The organism is Candidatus Neomarinimicrobiota bacterium (genome assembly GCA_022560655.1).
Lineage (GTDB): Bacteria > Fidelibacterota > Marinisomatia > SCGC-AAA003-L08 > TS1B11 > JADFSS01.
The window spans coordinates 1-14229 of the sequence record JADFSS010000023.1 but is presented as its reverse complement, the minus strand read 5'-3'; the positions used below and the strand labels follow the sequence as shown (position 1 = coordinate 14229).

Below are 14229 nucleotides of genomic sequence, written 5' to 3'. Positions count from 1 at the left end.
CAGCGCCAGATGTCGAAGGAGAAATATGTCCGCACGAAGCCGCATGTGAACGTTGGTACCATCGGCCACGTGGATCACGGCAAGACCATGCTCACCGCCGCCATCACCCACGTGCTGAGCCAGCGGGGCCTGGCCACGGCCATGACCTTTGACGAGATCGACAACGCGCCGGAGGAGCGCGCCCGGGGGATCACCATTCAGACGGCCCACGTGGAGTACGAGACGGAGAGCCGCCACTACGCCCATGTGGACTGCCCCGGCCACGCGGACTATATCAAGAACATGATCACCGGCGCGGCCCAGATGGACGGCGCCATCCTGGTGGTGAGCGCCGCCGACGGCCCCATGCCCCAGACCCGCGAGCACGTGCTGCTGGCCCACCAGGTGAACGTGCCCTACATGGTGGTGTTTCTCAACAAGGTGGACCAGGTGGATGACGAGGAGTTGCTGGAGTTGGTGGAGGTGGAACTGCGCGACTTGCTGAACCAGTACGAGTATCCCGGCGACGAGGTCCCCATTATCCGCGGCTCGGCGCTGAAGGCCCTCAACAGCGACGGCACCGGTCCCGACGCCGAACCGGTGGTGCAGTTGCTCAACGCCATTGACGAGTACATCCCGGTGCCCAAGCGCGCCATCGACCGCCCCTTCCTGATGCCGGTGGAGGACGTGTTCTCCATTACCGGTCGCGGCACGGTGGGTACCGGCCGCATCGAGCAGGGGCTGATCAAGGTGGGCGAAGAGGTGGAGATTTTGGGCCTGGGTGCCCACGAGAAGACGGTGGTCACCGGGGTGGAGATGTTCCGCAAGTTGCTCGATGAGGGCGAGGCGGGGGACAATGTGGGTCTGCTGCTGCGGGGCATCGACAAGGAGTTTTTGCGCCGCGGGATGGTGGTGGCCAAGCCCGGCTCCATCACGCCCCACACCCAGTTCAAGGCCGAGGTGTACGTGCTCAAGAAGGAAGAGGGTGGCCGCCACACACCCTTTTTCGACGGCTACCGGCCCCAGTTTTACTTCCGCACCACCGATGTGACCGGTACGGTGCGCCTGCCCCAGGGGGTGGAGATGGTGATGCCCGGCGACAACATCAACATGGATGTGGAGCTGCACACCCCCATCGCCATGGACAAGGAACTGCGCTTCGCCATCCGCGAAGGGGGCCACACCGTGGGCGCCGGCGTCGTGACGAAGGTGATCAGCTAGGCCGCTGGGGGGCGGATTCAGCCATGTCGGGACAGAAAATACGCATCAGCATGAAGGCCTATGATCACGTCTTGCTGGACAAGTCCACGGAGAAAATCGTCCGCACGGCCAAGAATACGGGTGCGCTCGTCTCCGGCCCCATCCCCCTGCCTACCCAGCGCACGATCATCACGGTGAATCGCTCGCCGCATGTCGACAAAAAATCACGGGAGCAGTTTCAGACCAAAATCCACAAGCGGATCATTGACATTCACAACTCCACCTCCAAAACCGTGGACGCCCTCATGAAGCTGGACCTGCCGGCGGGCGTGGATATCGAGATTCGGGCCTGAGCATGCCAGCCCTCATCGGCGTCAAACTGGGTATGACCCGCATATTCGATGCGGCCGGTCGCGATGTGCCGGTCACGATATTGCAGGCCGGCCCCTGTACGGTCTGTCAGGTGAAAACCTTGGAAAATGACGGCTACCAGGCGGTGCAGCTGGCCTACGGCGAGCGCAAAGAGCACAACACGACCAAGGCCCTCCGCGGCCACTTTAGCAAGGCCGGCATCAGCTCCGCACGGGTCGTGCAAGAATTCCGTACCGAGGAGGATTTCCAACTGGGCGACCAGCTTACGGTGGATATCTTCGGTGAGGGCGACCGCGTAAAAGTGGTGGGCACCTCCAAGGGCAAGGGCTTCACCGGCCGCATGAAACGCTATGGATTCCACGGCGGCCGCGCCTCCCACGGCAAGAAAGACCAGCTGCGAGCGGGCGGATCCATCGGTGCCAGCAGCGATCCGTCAAGGGTCTGGCCGGGACTGAAAATGGCCGGTCGCAGTGGCAACAGCCGCAGCACCGCCCCCAACGTGGAGGTGGTGAAAGTGCTGCCGGAGGCTAACCAGATTTTTGTGCGCGGGCCTGTGCCGGGCCCCCGCAACGGCACCATTACGATTTCGAAGCCAGCATGAAGCTCAACATTCGCACACTCACCGGCGAGGACACCGGCAAGCAGGTTGAGCTGCACAAACAGGTCTTTGGCATCGAACCGCACAGGGATGCCGTTTTTCTCACCGTCAAGGCCGAACTGGCCAACTATCGGCAAGGCAGCGCTTCCACCAAGAACCGCGGCGAGGTGCAGGGCAGCGGCATCAAGCTCTGGCGCCAGAAGGGTACCGGCCGCGCCCGGGTCGGCGACAACCGCTCACCCATTCGGCGGGGAGGCGGTGCCGCCTTCGGCCCCAAGCCCCGCGACTATTCCATGAAGGTCAACCGCAAGGTCCGCAGCCTGGCCCGCAAGTCGATGCTGTCAGCCATGCAGGCCAACGATCGTATTATTGTCGTGGATAAGCTGGCCCTGGACAGTCCCAAGACCCAGCCGGTGGTGGCGGCGTTGGGCGCCCTGGGCCTCACCGGGAAGCGCGTTCTCGTGCTGGCGGGCGAACCCACCCGCGAATTATGGCTGGCCACCAGAAATATACCCGGCGTGAGGACCAAGGTAGCCGGCGAGGTCTCCACCTACGACGTCTGGTCCGCTGACTACCTGGTCATCGATCAGGCCGGCGTCAAAAGCCTGAATTCCGCCCTCGGGAAGTGACGTGTCCATAAAAAACCATATTATCCTTCGTCCGCTGGTCACCGAGAAAATGAGCCGCCTGGAGGCCCAGCGCCAATACGCCTTCGAGGTGCATCCACAGGCCAACAAACACGAGATCAAGCTCGCGGTTGAGAAGCAGTTTGACGTCCGGGTGCAAAAGGTTGCCACCCAAAACCGGAAGGGCAAGGCCAAGGGCCTGACCATCAGGAGCGGGGGGCACGCTCTCCGCACCCGGGGGCGCCGCGCCCACTGGAAGCGGGCCATCGTCACCATCGCCGAAGGTCAGAAAATCGATTTCTTTGGCGCTGAGGGAGCCGGTTAACCGTGCCCGTAAGGAACCTCAAGCCTACCACCCCTGGCCGTCGTTTCATGTCGGTCTCCACGTTCGAAGAGCTCACCACCGATGTGCCTGAAAAGTCACTCACCCAGCCGCTACGCAGAACAGGCGGGCGCAACAATAACGGCCGCATTACGGCCCGGCACCACGGTGGCGGTCACAAGCGGCGTTACCGCATCATCGATTTCAAGCGCAACAAGCTGGACATCGAGGGCACCGTTCGTACGATTGAGTACGATCCCAACCGCAGCTGCCGCATCGCCCTGGTGCTGTATGCCGACGGTGAGCGGCGCTACATCCTGGCCCCCGGCGGCATCAAGGTAGAGGACAAGATTATCGCCTCCCATTCGAAGGTCCCCCTGCGGCCCGGCAACGCCATGCCCCTGGCAGAAATCCCGGCCGGCATTATGGTCCACAACGTGGAGCTGAAGCCCGGCAAGGGCGGCCAGCTGGCTCGGAGTGCAGGCACCGCCGCCCGCATCATGGCCAAGGAAGGCAACCTGGTGACGCTCAAACTCCCGTCCGGCGAGCTCAGATTGGTGCCTGCTGCCTGCGCCGCCACCGTGGGCGAAGTGGGTAACAAGAGCCACGAGACCATCAATCTAGGCAAGGCGGGCCGCTCCCGGTGGCTGGGACGCCGTCCCAAGGTACGTGGCGTCGCCATGAACCCTGTGGACCACCCCATGGGTGGTGGCGAGGGCAAATCCTCCGGTGGACGGCATCCCGTTTCACCTACCGGCATCCCGGCCAAGGGCTACCGGACCCGGAGGAAGAAGAATCCGTCGGACCGCTACATCGTGAAGCGCAGGAGCTAGCCGTATGCCCCGCTCGGTGAAAAAAGGCCCCTATGTGGAAGCGAAACTGGTGCACAAGGTTGAACTGATGAATAAGTCGGGCAAGAAGAAGGTCATCAAGACCTGGTCCCGGCGCTCCACCATCACACCCGACTTTGTGGGCCACACCTTCGCCGTCCACAATGGCAACAAGTTCATCCCGGTGTTCGTCTCGGAGAACATGGTGGGCCACAAGCTGGGCGAGTTTTCCCCCACCCGCATCTTCCGCGGGCATGCGGACAAGCGTAAGGTGAAGTAGCGATGGAAGGCGTGGCCAGAGCGCGGTTTCTGAAGCAGTCGGCCAGCAAGGTCAATCGATCCCTGCAGCTGGTGCGGGGCCGCGACGTGAATGATGCCCTCAGCGTGCTGCACTTTTTGCCCACCAAGGCATCGGAGTTCATTGAAAAGGCCCTGCATGCTGCCATCGCCAACGTCATGAATGCTGCCGAAGCCAAGGAGGTGGACGTGGACAACCTTTACATTAAGACCGCTGTGGTGGATCAAGGGCCGTCGTTAAAGCGCTGGCGTGCGCGCGCCATGGGCCGCGCCAACCGGATCATCAAGCGAACCAGCCACCTCACGGTGATTGTGGCCGAAAAAAATTCAGCATGAGCGCGGCAAGCTAGCACATGGGCCAGAAAACCAATCCCATCGGATTCCGCCTGGGCATCAACAAGCCGTGGCTCTCCACCTGGTTCGACGAGCACCATTTTGCCGAGAAACTGGCCCAGGACATCATTCTGCGCCGCTACATCCACCATCGGCTGAGCAACGCTGGTGTCTCCAGGGTAGAGATCAGCCGTACGGCCAAAAAGGTCACCGTCACCGTGCATACCAGCCGGCCCGGGATCGTTATCGGCCGGGGCGGGGAGGAAGTCGAGCGGCTCAGGAGTGAGATTCACAAACTGGTGGACCAGGAAGTGCAGCTCAACGTAAGCGAAGTGAAGCGCCCCGAGCTGGACGCCCGACTGGTGGGGGAGAGCATTGCCCAGCAGCTGCTCAAGAAAATCTCCTTTCGCCGGGCGGCAAAAAAGTCGATCCAGTCCACCATTCGCATGGGTGCCGAAGGCATCCGCATCTGCCTCTCCGGCCGGCTCGGCGGCTCCGAAATGAGCCGCACCGAGACTTTCCGGGAAGGACGCGTCCCCCTCCACACCCTGCGGGCCGACATTGACTACGCCATGGTGGAGGCCAAAACCACCTACGGCGTCATCGGGGTGAAGGTCTGGATATGCAACGGAGAGGTGGCCGCCAAGGGCGCCGGAAAAAATTAGCCCATGCTGGCGCCAAAAAAAGTAAAGTATCGCAAACCCCATCGCGGCAACCGTCGTGGCATGGCCGCCCGGGGCAACGCAGTTGCCTTCGGCACTTACGGGCTGAAGGCTTTGGAAAATGGCTGGATCACGAGTCGGCAGATTGAGGCGGGTCGGGTGGCGATCATCCGGCAGATCCGCAAGTTCGGCCGCCTGTGGATTCGTATTTTCCCCGATAAGGCCATTACCCAGAAGCCGGCCGAGACCCGCATGGGTAAGGGCAAGGGCGCGCCCGAGTATTGGGTCTGTGTCGTGAAACCGGGCCGCATTCTTTTTGAAGTCGAGGGCGTCGACGAGGAACTGGCCGCCGAAGCCTTCCGGCTGTGCTCCCACAAGTTGCCCATCAAAACCAAAATGGTGAGCCGCCGGGAAGCGCAGGCATGATGCACGAAGATATGCTGGCCCTGTCTCCTGACGACCTGCGCGCACAGTTGCAGGAAAAACACATCGACCTGACCAATCTGCGCTTCAAGAAGGCCCTGCAGCAGTTGGAAGACCCCCTTGCAATACGCCGGACCAGGCGGGATATCGCGCGCATCAACACGCTGCTCCGCGAGTACGATCTGGGGCGCAGGAAACCGGTCGCGGAGTAACCATGTCAACGGCTAAACTCCCCCGCAGAAGACTCACCGGCTCGGTGGTCAGCACCAAAATGGACAAGACTGCCGTGGTCCGGGTAACGCGCCGGTTTGCCCATCCGGTGTACAAAAAATACGTCACCCGGTCAAAAAAATATTATGCCCACGATGGGGGCGGAATCTGCCATGTGGGGGACGAGGTGATCCTGGAAGCCACGCGTCCCATGAGCAGGCTCAAACGCTGGCGCATCGTCTCCGTTTCCCGGCCGGCCTCTGAACCGGGGGTCGAGGCATGATCCAGCAGGAATCCCGGCTCAGCGTAGCTGACAATACCGGCGCTAAAGAGGTGCTCTGTATCCGCGTGTTGGGGGGCTCTAAGCGGCGCTATGCCAGCCTGGGGGACGTCATCGTGGTAACGGTGAAATCGGCCATTCCTGGTGGCATGATCAAGAAAGGTGAGATCTCCAAGGCCGTCGTGGTACGCACCAAAAAGGAGGTGCGCCGCGCCGATGGCTCCTACATCCGGTTCGACGAGAATGCAGCCGTCCTGCTGAGCCAGGCTATGGAGCCGCTGGGCACCCGCGTTTTCGGCCCTGTGGCCCGGGAGCTGCGCGATAAGCGCTATATGAAAATTATTTCCCTCGCCCCGGAGGTGATCTGAGCATGAAGATCAAGAGCGGCGACATGGTCAAGGTTATCTCGGGCAACTACCGCGGCAAAAGCGGCAAGGTGCTGCGGATGCTGGTCAAGCGAAATCGGGCCATCGTAGAGGGCATCAACCTCGCCAAACGCCATACGCGTCCGTCGCAGAAAAATCCGCAGGGGGGCATCATCGAGCGTGAGGCCTCCATTCACGTCTCCAATCTAATGCTGGTGGTGAACAATACCCCCACGCGGGTGGGTTACACCCGGCTGGAGGATGGCAAGAAGGTCCGCTTCGCCAAGAAACTGGGTGAAACCATCAACGATTAGGATGGCGGGGATGGCCAAAGCAAAACCCAAAAGCAATCAGAACGGCTACGTGCCGCGATTGAAGCGGCGCTTCTTTGAGGAAGTTTCGCCCGAACTGGTCAAGAGCGTTGGCTACCGCAACGTCTTGCAGGTCCCGAGACTTGAGAAAATCGTCCTCAACATGGGGTTGGGCGATGCCAAAGAAGACAAGAATATGTTGAAGAGCGCCCGGCAGGATTTGACCACCATCAGTGGGCAACGGGCGGTGATCACTTTCGCCAAGAAGCCGATTTCCAACTTCAAGATTAGAACCGGCGACCCTGTGGGGACCAGGGTGACGCTACGCGGGAACCGCATGTACGACTTCCTGGACCGGCTGCTATCCCTCGCCGTGCCCCGCATTCGGGACTTTCGGGGCCTCTCCTACCGCTCCTTTGACGGACGGGGCAATTACAGTTTCGGCGTGCTGGAGCAGATCATCTTCCCTGAGATCGACTATGACAAGATTGACCGCATCCGGGGCCTGGATATTACCCTGGTCACCTCCGCCGCCACCGATGACGAAGCCTACCAGCTGCTGAGCCGTCTGGGCTTTCCGTTCCGTGCCCGGCCGGTGACGGAGTCAGAAGCCGTGGAGGCCTGATGGCACGCAAAGGGCTCGTCGTCAAGTCCAAGAAAAAGCCCAAGTTTTCCACTCGGGCCTACCACCGCTGCGGCAATTGCGGCCGCCGGCGCAGCTACTTGCGCAAGTTCGGCCTGTGCCGCATCTGTTTCCGTGAAATGGCCTTGCAGGGTGTTATTCCCGGCATCACCAAGGCTAGTTGGTAAAGGGCGCCTATGTCCATGTCCGATCCCATTGCTGATCTTCTCACCCGCATACGCAACGCCCATATGGCGGGCAAGCGCTGGGCCGACGTGCCGGCGTCCAACCTGAAGAAGCGTATCTGCATCATCTTGAGGGAGAACCACTTCATTCGGGATTTCATTCTTGTGACCGATGGCAAACAGGGCATGCTGCGCGTGTTTCTCAGCTACGACCATAGTGGCACTCCGGTGATTGAAGGGATTTCCCGGATCAGTCGGCCGGGCTGCCGGGTCTACGTGGATGCAAGACACCTGCCGCGCGTGCGCGCTGGTCTGGGCATCGCCATCCTCACCACTTCCAAGGGTGTTATTTCCGACAAGGTCGCCAGGCGGAAAAACGTGGGCGGCGAAATTCTCTGTCATGTGTGGTAACGGTCCATGTCACGTATAGGCAAACAACCCATACCGCTGCCTGACGGCGTAAAAGTGGAGCTTGCTGGCAGGGAGGTAACCGTAAACGGTCCCAAAGGCCAGTTGAGCTACACTTACGAGCAGGGTGTTGCCGTGGCGCAGGACAACGGCCGGCTGGTGGTTACCCGGGCGTCGGATCAGAAGCATCATCGCGCGCTCCACGGATTGACCCGGGCACTACTGGCCAACATGGTCCACGGCGTCCACGAGGGCTTCTCCAAGCAGCTGGAGCTGGTTGGCATCGGCTATACCGTGGACCAGAAAGGCCCCAACATTTTGCTCCACTTAGGCTTCTCCCATCCCATCTATTTCCAGGCGCCGGCCGGCATCCAACTGGAGGTTGCAGGCAAGAAAACGGCGGTGGTGATCAAGGGCATCGATAAGCAGCTGGTGGGGCAGGTCGCCGCAAAAATTAGATCGCTGCGCAAACCTGAGCCCTACAAGGGTAAGGGCATTCGCTATTTGGGTGAGTACGTGCAGCGCAAGGCGGGCAAGACGGTGGCTGCCAAGGTACAGGCCTGATGCTCGCCTCCCAGCGCAAGCTACGGGATCAGCGCCGGCGCCGGCGGCTACGGGTGAAAGGCAAAATCGATCGCTTTTCCGGCAAACCCAGGATCGTGGTGACCCGCTCGAACAAGCACATTACAGCGCAGCTGGTTGACGATTTGGCAGGCCACACGCTGGTATCGGCTAGCACCATCGAGAAGGCCCTTGCCGATGAGCTTAAGGAGGCCAAGAGCAAGGTTGAGATGGCCCACAAGATTGGTCTGGCACTGGGCCAGCGGGCGAAGAAAAAAAAGATCAGCCAGGTTGTTTTTGACCGTGGTCCCTATCTGTACCATGGCAGGATCAAGGCTGTCGCTGAGGGGGCCCGCGAAAGTGGATTGGAATTCTAGGAAGGCTGCTTCATGGCATTGAATCCCGCTGAACTGGATCTGAAGGAAGAGACCCTGATCCGCATCAACCGGGTGGCCAAAGTGGTCACCGGTGGGCGGCGCTTCGGCTTTAACGCCATTGTGACGGTGGGCGATGGAAAGGGTCACGTCGGCATCGGCTTTGGCAAGGCCCGGGAAGTGGCCTCTGCCATTGCCAAGGCCCGGGAGGTGGCCAAAAATAGCCTCTTTAGGGTGCCCGTCATCAACGGCACCCTGCCACACGCCTACACGGCCAAGTTCGGCGCCAGTGTGGTGCTGCTCAAGCCGGCAGCCCCGGGCACCGGCCTCATTGCCAGCGCACCCGTACGCGCCGTCCTGGAGCAGGCCGGCTACACCGATGTGCTCACCAAGTGCACCGGCTCCACCAACACCCTCAATGTGGTGCGCGCCACCGAGCGGGCTCTCAAGGCGGTCAAGGACCCCTTTGAACTGGCCCGCCGGCGGGGCATCACCGTCAAGGAGCTGTTCGCCTGATGGCCGCTAAAAAACAGGCCAGCATCAGCATCACGCAGATCAAAAGCGGCATCGGCTATCCCCGGCGCACCAAGGCCACCCTGCGGGCTCTGGGCATACGCCGGATGCACCAGACGGTGATCAAGCCCGACAACCCTGCGGTCCGGGGCATGGTCAACAAGCTCCGGCACCTGGTCAAGGTGGAGCCCGCGTGAGTCCGCTGATCGATTTGAAGCCGGCTAGGGGCGCAACGCGCACGCGCAAGCGGCGTGGCAGGGGCCCGGGCTCCGGTCTGGGCAAAACCGCTGGCCGCGGCCACAAGGGCTGGCACTCGCGGTCCGGCTCAAAACACCCCGCCTGGTACGAGGGCGGCCAGATGCCCCTCCAGCGCCGACTCCCTAAGCGCGGATTCTCCAATGCCCGCTTCCAGGAACGGCACCAAATTGTCAATCTGGTCACCATTGCCGGACTCAAGCTGGCCAAGGTGAACCCCACCGTGCTTCAGGAGCGGGGGGTCATCAAGCACGCGCATGTACCGGTCAAGGTGCTGGGTAACGGTGAACTCTCCGGCGTCGTGGAGGTGGCGGCCCACGGGTTCAGCGCTTCGGCAAAGGAGAAAGTGGAACAGTCGGGCGGGAAAGTGGTATTACTGCCGGTGAAGGCCGCAGCCTCATGATTGAAAAATTTAAGAACACCTTCAAGATCCCCGAGCTCCGCCGGCGCATCCTGTTCTCGTTGACCCTGCTGTTCATCTACCGAGTCGGCGCCCATGTGCCGGTCCCGGGCATCGACAGCGTGGCCCTGAAGGCTGCCATGCAGCAGTTTGCCAATACCCTGCTGGGCCTCTACGACATGTTCAGCGGTGGCGCGTTCGCCCAGGCCACGGTGTTTGCCCTGGGCATCATGCCCTACATATCCGCCTCCATCATCATTCAGCTCATGGGTGCCGTGGTGCCCTACTTCCAGCGCCTCCAGAAGGAGGGTGAAGAGGGTCGCAGGAAGATCACCCAGCTCACCCGTTACGGCACCGTGGGTATCGCCGCCATCCAGGCCATCGGCGTGGCCATTTTCCTCGAAAGTTTGGATACTCAGATGGGCCCCGTGGTGCTGAACGAGGGCATCGGGTTCAAGCTGCTCACCATCCTGACCCTGGTGACGGGCACGGTTTTTGTCATGTGGCTGGGGGAGCAGATCACGGAGCACGGCATCGGAAACGGCATTTCACTCATTATCATGGTGGGCATCATCTCACGCTTTCCCACCGTCCTGTTTAATGAGATTACCCTCATCAATCAGCAGCTGCGCAGCATCCTGCTGGATGTCATCCTCATCGGCATCATGGTGTTGATCGTCGGCCTGGTCGTGGGCCTTACCCAGGGCACCCGGCGGATACCGGTCCAATATGCCAAGCGTGTGGTGGGGCGCAAGGTCTATGGCGGGCAGGCCACCCATATCCCGCTACGCATCAATACGGCCGGCGTCATGCCCATTATCTTCGCCCAGGCCATCATGTTTGTGCCCAGCACCATGAGCACCCTCTTTCGCAACAGCGATCTTGTGCAGGGCATGGTGAACTTGCTGTCCATTGATTCCCCCTTTTACTGGCTGGTTTTTGGTCTCCTGATTATCCTGTTCACCTATTTTTATACGGCCATTGCCTTTAACCCGGTTGATGTGGCGGACAATATGAAAAAACAGGGCGGGTTTATTCCCGGCGTCAGGCCGGGCAAAAAGACCGCCGAGTACATTGATAATATCCTCACCCGGGTCACCCTGCCGGGCTCGATCTTCCTGGCGCTCATTGCGATTTTCCCCTATGTGCTGATGAAGGCCACCGGGGTCAACTACGACCTGGCCAGTTTCTTTGGTGGCACCAGCCTGCTCATTATTGTCGGCGTAGGGCTGGACACACTGCAACAGGTTGAGAGCCACCTGCTCATGCGCCATTACGACGGCTTTCTGAAGACCGGCAGGATCAGAGGGCGGCGCAGGTTTTAGCATGGGTGTGGCCAGATGATACATATCCGCAACCCCGAAGAGATTGAGAAGATCCGCAAGAGCTGCCGGATTGTCGCCGACGCCCTGGTGATGCTGGGTGACATGGTGGAGCCGGGCGTCACCCCCCGGGAGCTCGATACGGAGGCGGAGAAGTTTATCCGCAGCCGTAAGGCCGAGCCCGGATTCAAGGGGCTCTACGGCTTCCCGGCCACCCTATGCGTGTCCATTGAGAATGAGGTTGTCCACGGTATTCCCAACGGCCAGCCCCTCGAAGAGGGCCAGATTGTCGGCCTTGATGTGGGCGCCAGACTGGATGGCTACTACGGCGACCATGCCCGCACCTTCGCCGTCGGCCAGATCGATGAGGCGCGCCAGGACCTTTTGAGCCGCACGGAAGAATGCCTTACTCTGGGCATCGCGGCCGCCCGCCCCGGAGCCAACGTGGGCGATATCGGGCAGGCGGTACAGGAACACGCCGAGAGCGCCGGTTACGCTGTAGTCCGCGAACTGGTGGGGCACGGCATCGGCACCCAGCTCCCGCACGAGATCTGGATCGCCCTGGACCGCAAAGCCCGCAAGCCCGTGGGCCTGCCGGCCCGCGTTCGCATCGTTCGCTTCTCCGGCGCCATGCTCAGCTACGGCGTAATCCGCCGGCCCATGCTCGGAGTGCCCGTCTCGATCACCTCGCCGGCCCGAACGGTGGTGGACTGTTTCCGTTATCGAAACAAGGTCGGCCTGGACGTGGCCATGGAGGCCCTGCGCGACGCGGTCCGGGACCGCATCGCCACCGTCGACCAGATCTGGCGGGCCGCCGAGGTCTGTCGCATCCGCACGGTGATCAGTCCCTACCTGGAGGCCCTCGCCCTATGAGTGCCTCGGAACGCGAGCGGGTCCAATCCATCCACCAGCGCATCCGCAGCCGCATGCGAAAGCGAGGGGAGGACCTTCAGTTCGGTTCCCTTTCTCCCTTGATTCTCGATATCTCATGGCGGTATAATCCCTCCTGTTGCCGGAAAGCAGAATTCCTAACTGTCCGTTATTGTGCCTCAAGGGTAAAGGTATTCGACACGGATGTGGCCGGGCCGTGGATTTGAAACTCTGGGTCATCCTGCCTCGTTTTGCTTGTCGACGAGCCGTTCGTACTGCATCATGTCCACTGCCGGGCGATGCGGCAGCCGGAAATGGATCAGTGTGTAGCACCTCGCAAGCAGGCGCGGTTGAGATGGGAGTGTCCAGGCTGTGGCCAAACGCACGACGAAAAAGACAACCAAGAAGAAGCCCATCGAGTCCTACGACCACAAGGACAAGAAGCGGGCCAACAATCCGCCCGTCGGGCTGGTGACGCCGGAGACCGACCCCGACAAGGGGAAGAAGGCAATGTACCAGTACGACCCGCACCTCGACCCGCAACTCGTCTGGGCGGGCAAGGCCGAGCATACCAGCTTTGAGGTGCCGACCGTCTCGCTCCATGTCCATGAGCGGATCGACCCGCGCACGATCATCGAGGCCACACGTCGACGCAACGGCGACGGCGGCAACCACCAGATGCTTCTGTTCGAGCAGCCGGAGCAGAACCCGCCGCTGCGCGAGGCCATCGAGTTCTACAAACACGCCAAGGGCTGGACCAACCGCCTGATCGCCGGCGACTCGCTGCTGGTCATGAACTCCCTGCTGGAAAAGGAAGGCATGGCCGGCAAGGTGCAGATGGTCTACATCGACCCGCCCTACGGCATCCGCTACGGCAGCAACTTCCAGCCCTTCGTCAACAAACGGGACGTCAAGGACGGCAAGGACGACGACCTGACGCAGGAACCGGAGATGATCCGCGCCTTCCGCGACACCTGGGAACTCGGCATCCACTCGTACCTGACCTACCTGCGCGATCGCCTGCTGCTGGCGCGGGAACTCCTGCACGAGAGCGGGTCGTGCTTCGTGCAGATCAGCGATGAGAATCTGCACCATGTGCGAGAACTACTCGACGAGGTGTTTGGACATGGGAACCGCTGCGCGTTGATACCGTTTCGCACGGCAATAAGCGCGCCGAGCAACATTGCTGGAGCTGTCGCAGATTTTCTGCTCTGGTACGCCAAGGATCGTACAAGAGTGAAGTTTCGCCGGCTTTATCAACTAAAGCGGCCAGGAGAGGCAGGCGCCTCCGTCTACACATTCGTTGAGGAAGCCGCGGGCACGCGCCGTCGGCTGACATCGGAGGAAATCCGGAACGTGGAAGGGCTCGCCGACGGGAGCAGAGTCTATACGACGACCGGGCTGGAGAACATTGGCGCAACTGGGTCATCCACATCTGCCTATGAATTCGAAGGACGCACCTACCATCCGGGATCCCACCGCCATTGGCTGACAACGATAGAGGGTCTAGATCGGCTGAAGTCTGCTCGTCGGATTGTGGTCAGCGGGAAATCAATCAGGTATGTCCGCTACTTGAGAGATTTCCCCGCCATTGCTATCGAGAATCTATGGGGTGACACGTTGACCGGGAGCTTCACCGATCCAAAACGATACGTCGTACAGACTAATACAAAGGTGATTTCTCGATGTTTGCTTATGACGACTGACCCGGGCGACCTCGTTTTCGACCCGACTTGCGGATCGGGGACAACAGCCTTCGTCGCCGAACAATGGCTGTATGAAGACACGTTCAACTGGGGCAATCCTCAGGACCAGTTGACGTCGAGCCGGTTCGGGCGGATTAGTTCCCAGGCCGGCGATCCGCGGATCTTTCAGTTCGGGATCAAGTACGCCTTCTAGCGTGAGCTGAAG

25 protein-coding genes are annotated in these 14229 nt (G+C 60.9%); all 25 read left to right on the top strand.

The features are described from left to right. The first annotated feature begins 9 nt into the window (after positions 1–9). The 25 genes from tuf to IH971_05095 all read left to right on the top strand — a co-directional run bounded on the left by tuf (position 10) and on the right by IH971_05095 (position 14217). Entirely contained in the window at positions 10–1200 is a 1191-nt protein-coding gene (gene tuf / locus IH971_05215) for an elongation factor Tu (protein ID MCH7497234.1), read from the top strand. A gap of 23 nt (positions 1201–1223) precedes the next feature. Then, a complete protein-coding gene (gene rpsJ, locus IH971_05210) occupies positions 1224–1532 on the top strand; it encodes a 30S ribosomal protein S10 (GenBank protein MCH7497233.1) in 309 nt (102 codons plus the stop codon). Between the two features lie 2 nt (positions 1533–1534). Continuing rightward, a complete protein-coding gene (gene rplC, locus IH971_05205) occupies positions 1535–2152 on the top strand; it encodes a 50S ribosomal protein L3 (GenBank protein ID MCH7497232.1) in 618 nt (205 codons plus the stop codon). After that, the gene (gene rplD / locus IH971_05200) at positions 2149–2778 is read left to right on the top strand and encodes a 50S ribosomal protein L4 (protein ID MCH7497231.1); all 630 of its coding nucleotides are present in this window, start codon (positions 2149–2151) and stop codon (positions 2776–2778) included. The genes rplC and rplD overlap by 4 nt, the downstream gene beginning before the upstream one ends. A gap of 1 nt (position 2779) precedes the next feature. Next, positions 2780–3100 (top strand): 50S ribosomal protein L23, encoded by a 321-nt coding sequence (rplW, locus tag IH971_05195; GenBank protein ID MCH7497230.1) that lies wholly within the window; start codon positions 2780–2782, stop codon positions 3098–3100. A gap of 2 nt (positions 3101–3102) precedes the next feature. Next, positions 3103–3930, top strand: coding sequence for a 50S ribosomal protein L2 (rplB, locus tag IH971_05190; protein MCH7497229.1), 828 nt, complete (start codon positions 3103–3105; stop codon positions 3928–3930). Positions 3931–3934: 4 nt separating this feature from the next. Further along, entirely contained in the window at positions 3935–4207 is a 273-nt protein-coding gene (gene rpsS, locus IH971_05185; GenBank protein MCH7497228.1) for a 30S ribosomal protein S19, read from the top strand. 2 nt (positions 4208–4209) lie between these two features. Further along, on the top strand, positions 4210–4560 hold the full coding sequence (gene rplV, locus IH971_05180) for a 50S ribosomal protein L22 (protein ID MCH7497227.1): 351 nt from the start codon (positions 4210–4212) through the stop codon (positions 4558–4560). Positions 4561–4577: 17 nt separating this feature from the next. Beyond that, complete coding sequence (gene rpsC / locus IH971_05175; GenBank protein MCH7497226.1) at positions 4578–5222, top strand: 30S ribosomal protein S3; 645 nt, start codon at positions 4578–4580, stop codon at positions 5220–5222. A gap of 3 nt (positions 5223–5225) precedes the next feature. Next, a complete protein-coding gene (gene rplP, locus IH971_05170; protein MCH7497225.1) occupies positions 5226–5645 on the top strand; it encodes a 50S ribosomal protein L16 in 420 nt (139 codons plus the stop codon). Continuing rightward, positions 5645–5854, top strand: a complete 210-nt coding sequence (rpmC, locus tag IH971_05165) for a 50S ribosomal protein L29 (protein MCH7497224.1) — start codon at positions 5645–5647, stop codon at positions 5852–5854. Before rplP ends, rpmC begins: the two co-directional genes overlap by 1 nt. Before the next feature lie 2 nt (positions 5855–5856). Further along, a complete protein-coding gene (gene rpsQ / locus IH971_05160) occupies positions 5857–6135 on the top strand; it encodes a 30S ribosomal protein S17 (GenBank protein ID MCH7497223.1) in 279 nt (92 codons plus the stop codon). After that, a complete protein-coding gene (gene rplN, locus IH971_05155) occupies positions 6132–6500 on the top strand; it encodes a 50S ribosomal protein L14 (GenBank protein ID MCH7497222.1) in 369 nt (122 codons plus the stop codon). The genes rpsQ and rplN overlap by 4 nt, the downstream gene beginning before the upstream one ends. Before the next feature lie 2 nt (positions 6501–6502). Beyond that, positions 6503–6811, top strand: a complete 309-nt coding sequence (gene rplX, locus IH971_05150) for a 50S ribosomal protein L24 (protein MCH7497221.1) — start codon at positions 6503–6505, stop codon at positions 6809–6811. A gap of 49 nt (positions 6812–6860) precedes the next feature. After that, on the top strand, positions 6861–7433 hold the full coding sequence (gene rplE / locus IH971_05145; GenBank protein ID MCH7497220.1) for a 50S ribosomal protein L5: 573 nt from the start codon (positions 6861–6863) through the stop codon (positions 7431–7433). After that, positions 7433–7618, top strand: coding sequence for a type Z 30S ribosomal protein S14 (locus tag IH971_05140; GenBank protein ID MCH7497219.1), 186 nt, complete (start codon positions 7433–7435; stop codon positions 7616–7618). Before rplE ends, IH971_05140 begins: the two co-directional genes overlap by 1 nt. Before the next feature lie 9 nt (positions 7619–7627). Then, positions 7628–8026, top strand: coding sequence for a 30S ribosomal protein S8 (rpsH, locus tag IH971_05135; GenBank protein ID MCH7497218.1), 399 nt, complete (start codon positions 7628–7630; stop codon positions 8024–8026). Positions 8027–8032: 6 nt separating this feature from the next. Continuing rightward, on the top strand, positions 8033–8587 hold the full coding sequence (gene rplF / locus IH971_05130; GenBank protein ID MCH7497217.1) for a 50S ribosomal protein L6: 555 nt from the start codon (positions 8033–8035) through the stop codon (positions 8585–8587). Next, positions 8587–8961 (top strand): 50S ribosomal protein L18, encoded by a 375-nt coding sequence (locus IH971_05125; GenBank protein ID MCH7497216.1) that lies wholly within the window; start codon positions 8587–8589, stop codon positions 8959–8961. Before rplF ends, IH971_05125 begins: the two co-directional genes overlap by 1 nt. 12 nt (positions 8962–8973) lie before the next feature. Then, entirely contained in the window at positions 8974–9474 is a 501-nt protein-coding gene (gene rpsE, locus IH971_05120; GenBank protein MCH7497215.1) for a 30S ribosomal protein S5, read from the top strand. Next, complete coding sequence (rpmD, locus tag IH971_05115; GenBank protein MCH7497214.1) at positions 9474–9668, top strand: 50S ribosomal protein L30; 195 nt, start codon at positions 9474–9476, stop codon at positions 9666–9668. The genes rpsE and rpmD overlap by 1 nt, the downstream gene beginning before the upstream one ends. Beyond that, complete coding sequence (rplO, locus tag IH971_05110; GenBank protein MCH7497213.1) at positions 9665–10129, top strand: 50S ribosomal protein L15; 465 nt, start codon at positions 9665–9667, stop codon at positions 10127–10129. The genes rpmD and rplO overlap by 4 nt, the downstream gene beginning before the upstream one ends. Beyond that, positions 10126–11451, top strand: coding sequence for a preprotein translocase subunit SecY (gene secY / locus IH971_05105; protein MCH7497212.1), 1326 nt, complete (start codon positions 10126–10128; stop codon positions 11449–11451). Before rplO ends, secY begins: the two co-directional genes overlap by 4 nt. A 15-nt stretch (positions 11452–11466) precedes the next feature. Beyond that, positions 11467–12321: a type I methionyl aminopeptidase gene (map, locus tag IH971_05100; GenBank protein ID MCH7497211.1), complete on the top strand. Its 855-nt coding sequence runs from the start codon at positions 11467–11469 to the stop codon at positions 12319–12321. A 369-nt stretch (positions 12322–12690) separates the two neighbouring features. Beyond that, positions 12691–14217 carry a site-specific DNA-methyltransferase gene (locus tag IH971_05095; protein ID MCH7497210.1) on the top strand — a complete coding sequence of 509 codons (1527 nt, stop codon included), beginning with the start codon at positions 12691–12693 and terminating at the stop codon, positions 14215–14217. The last annotated feature ends 12 nt before the right edge of the window (positions 14218–14229 follow it).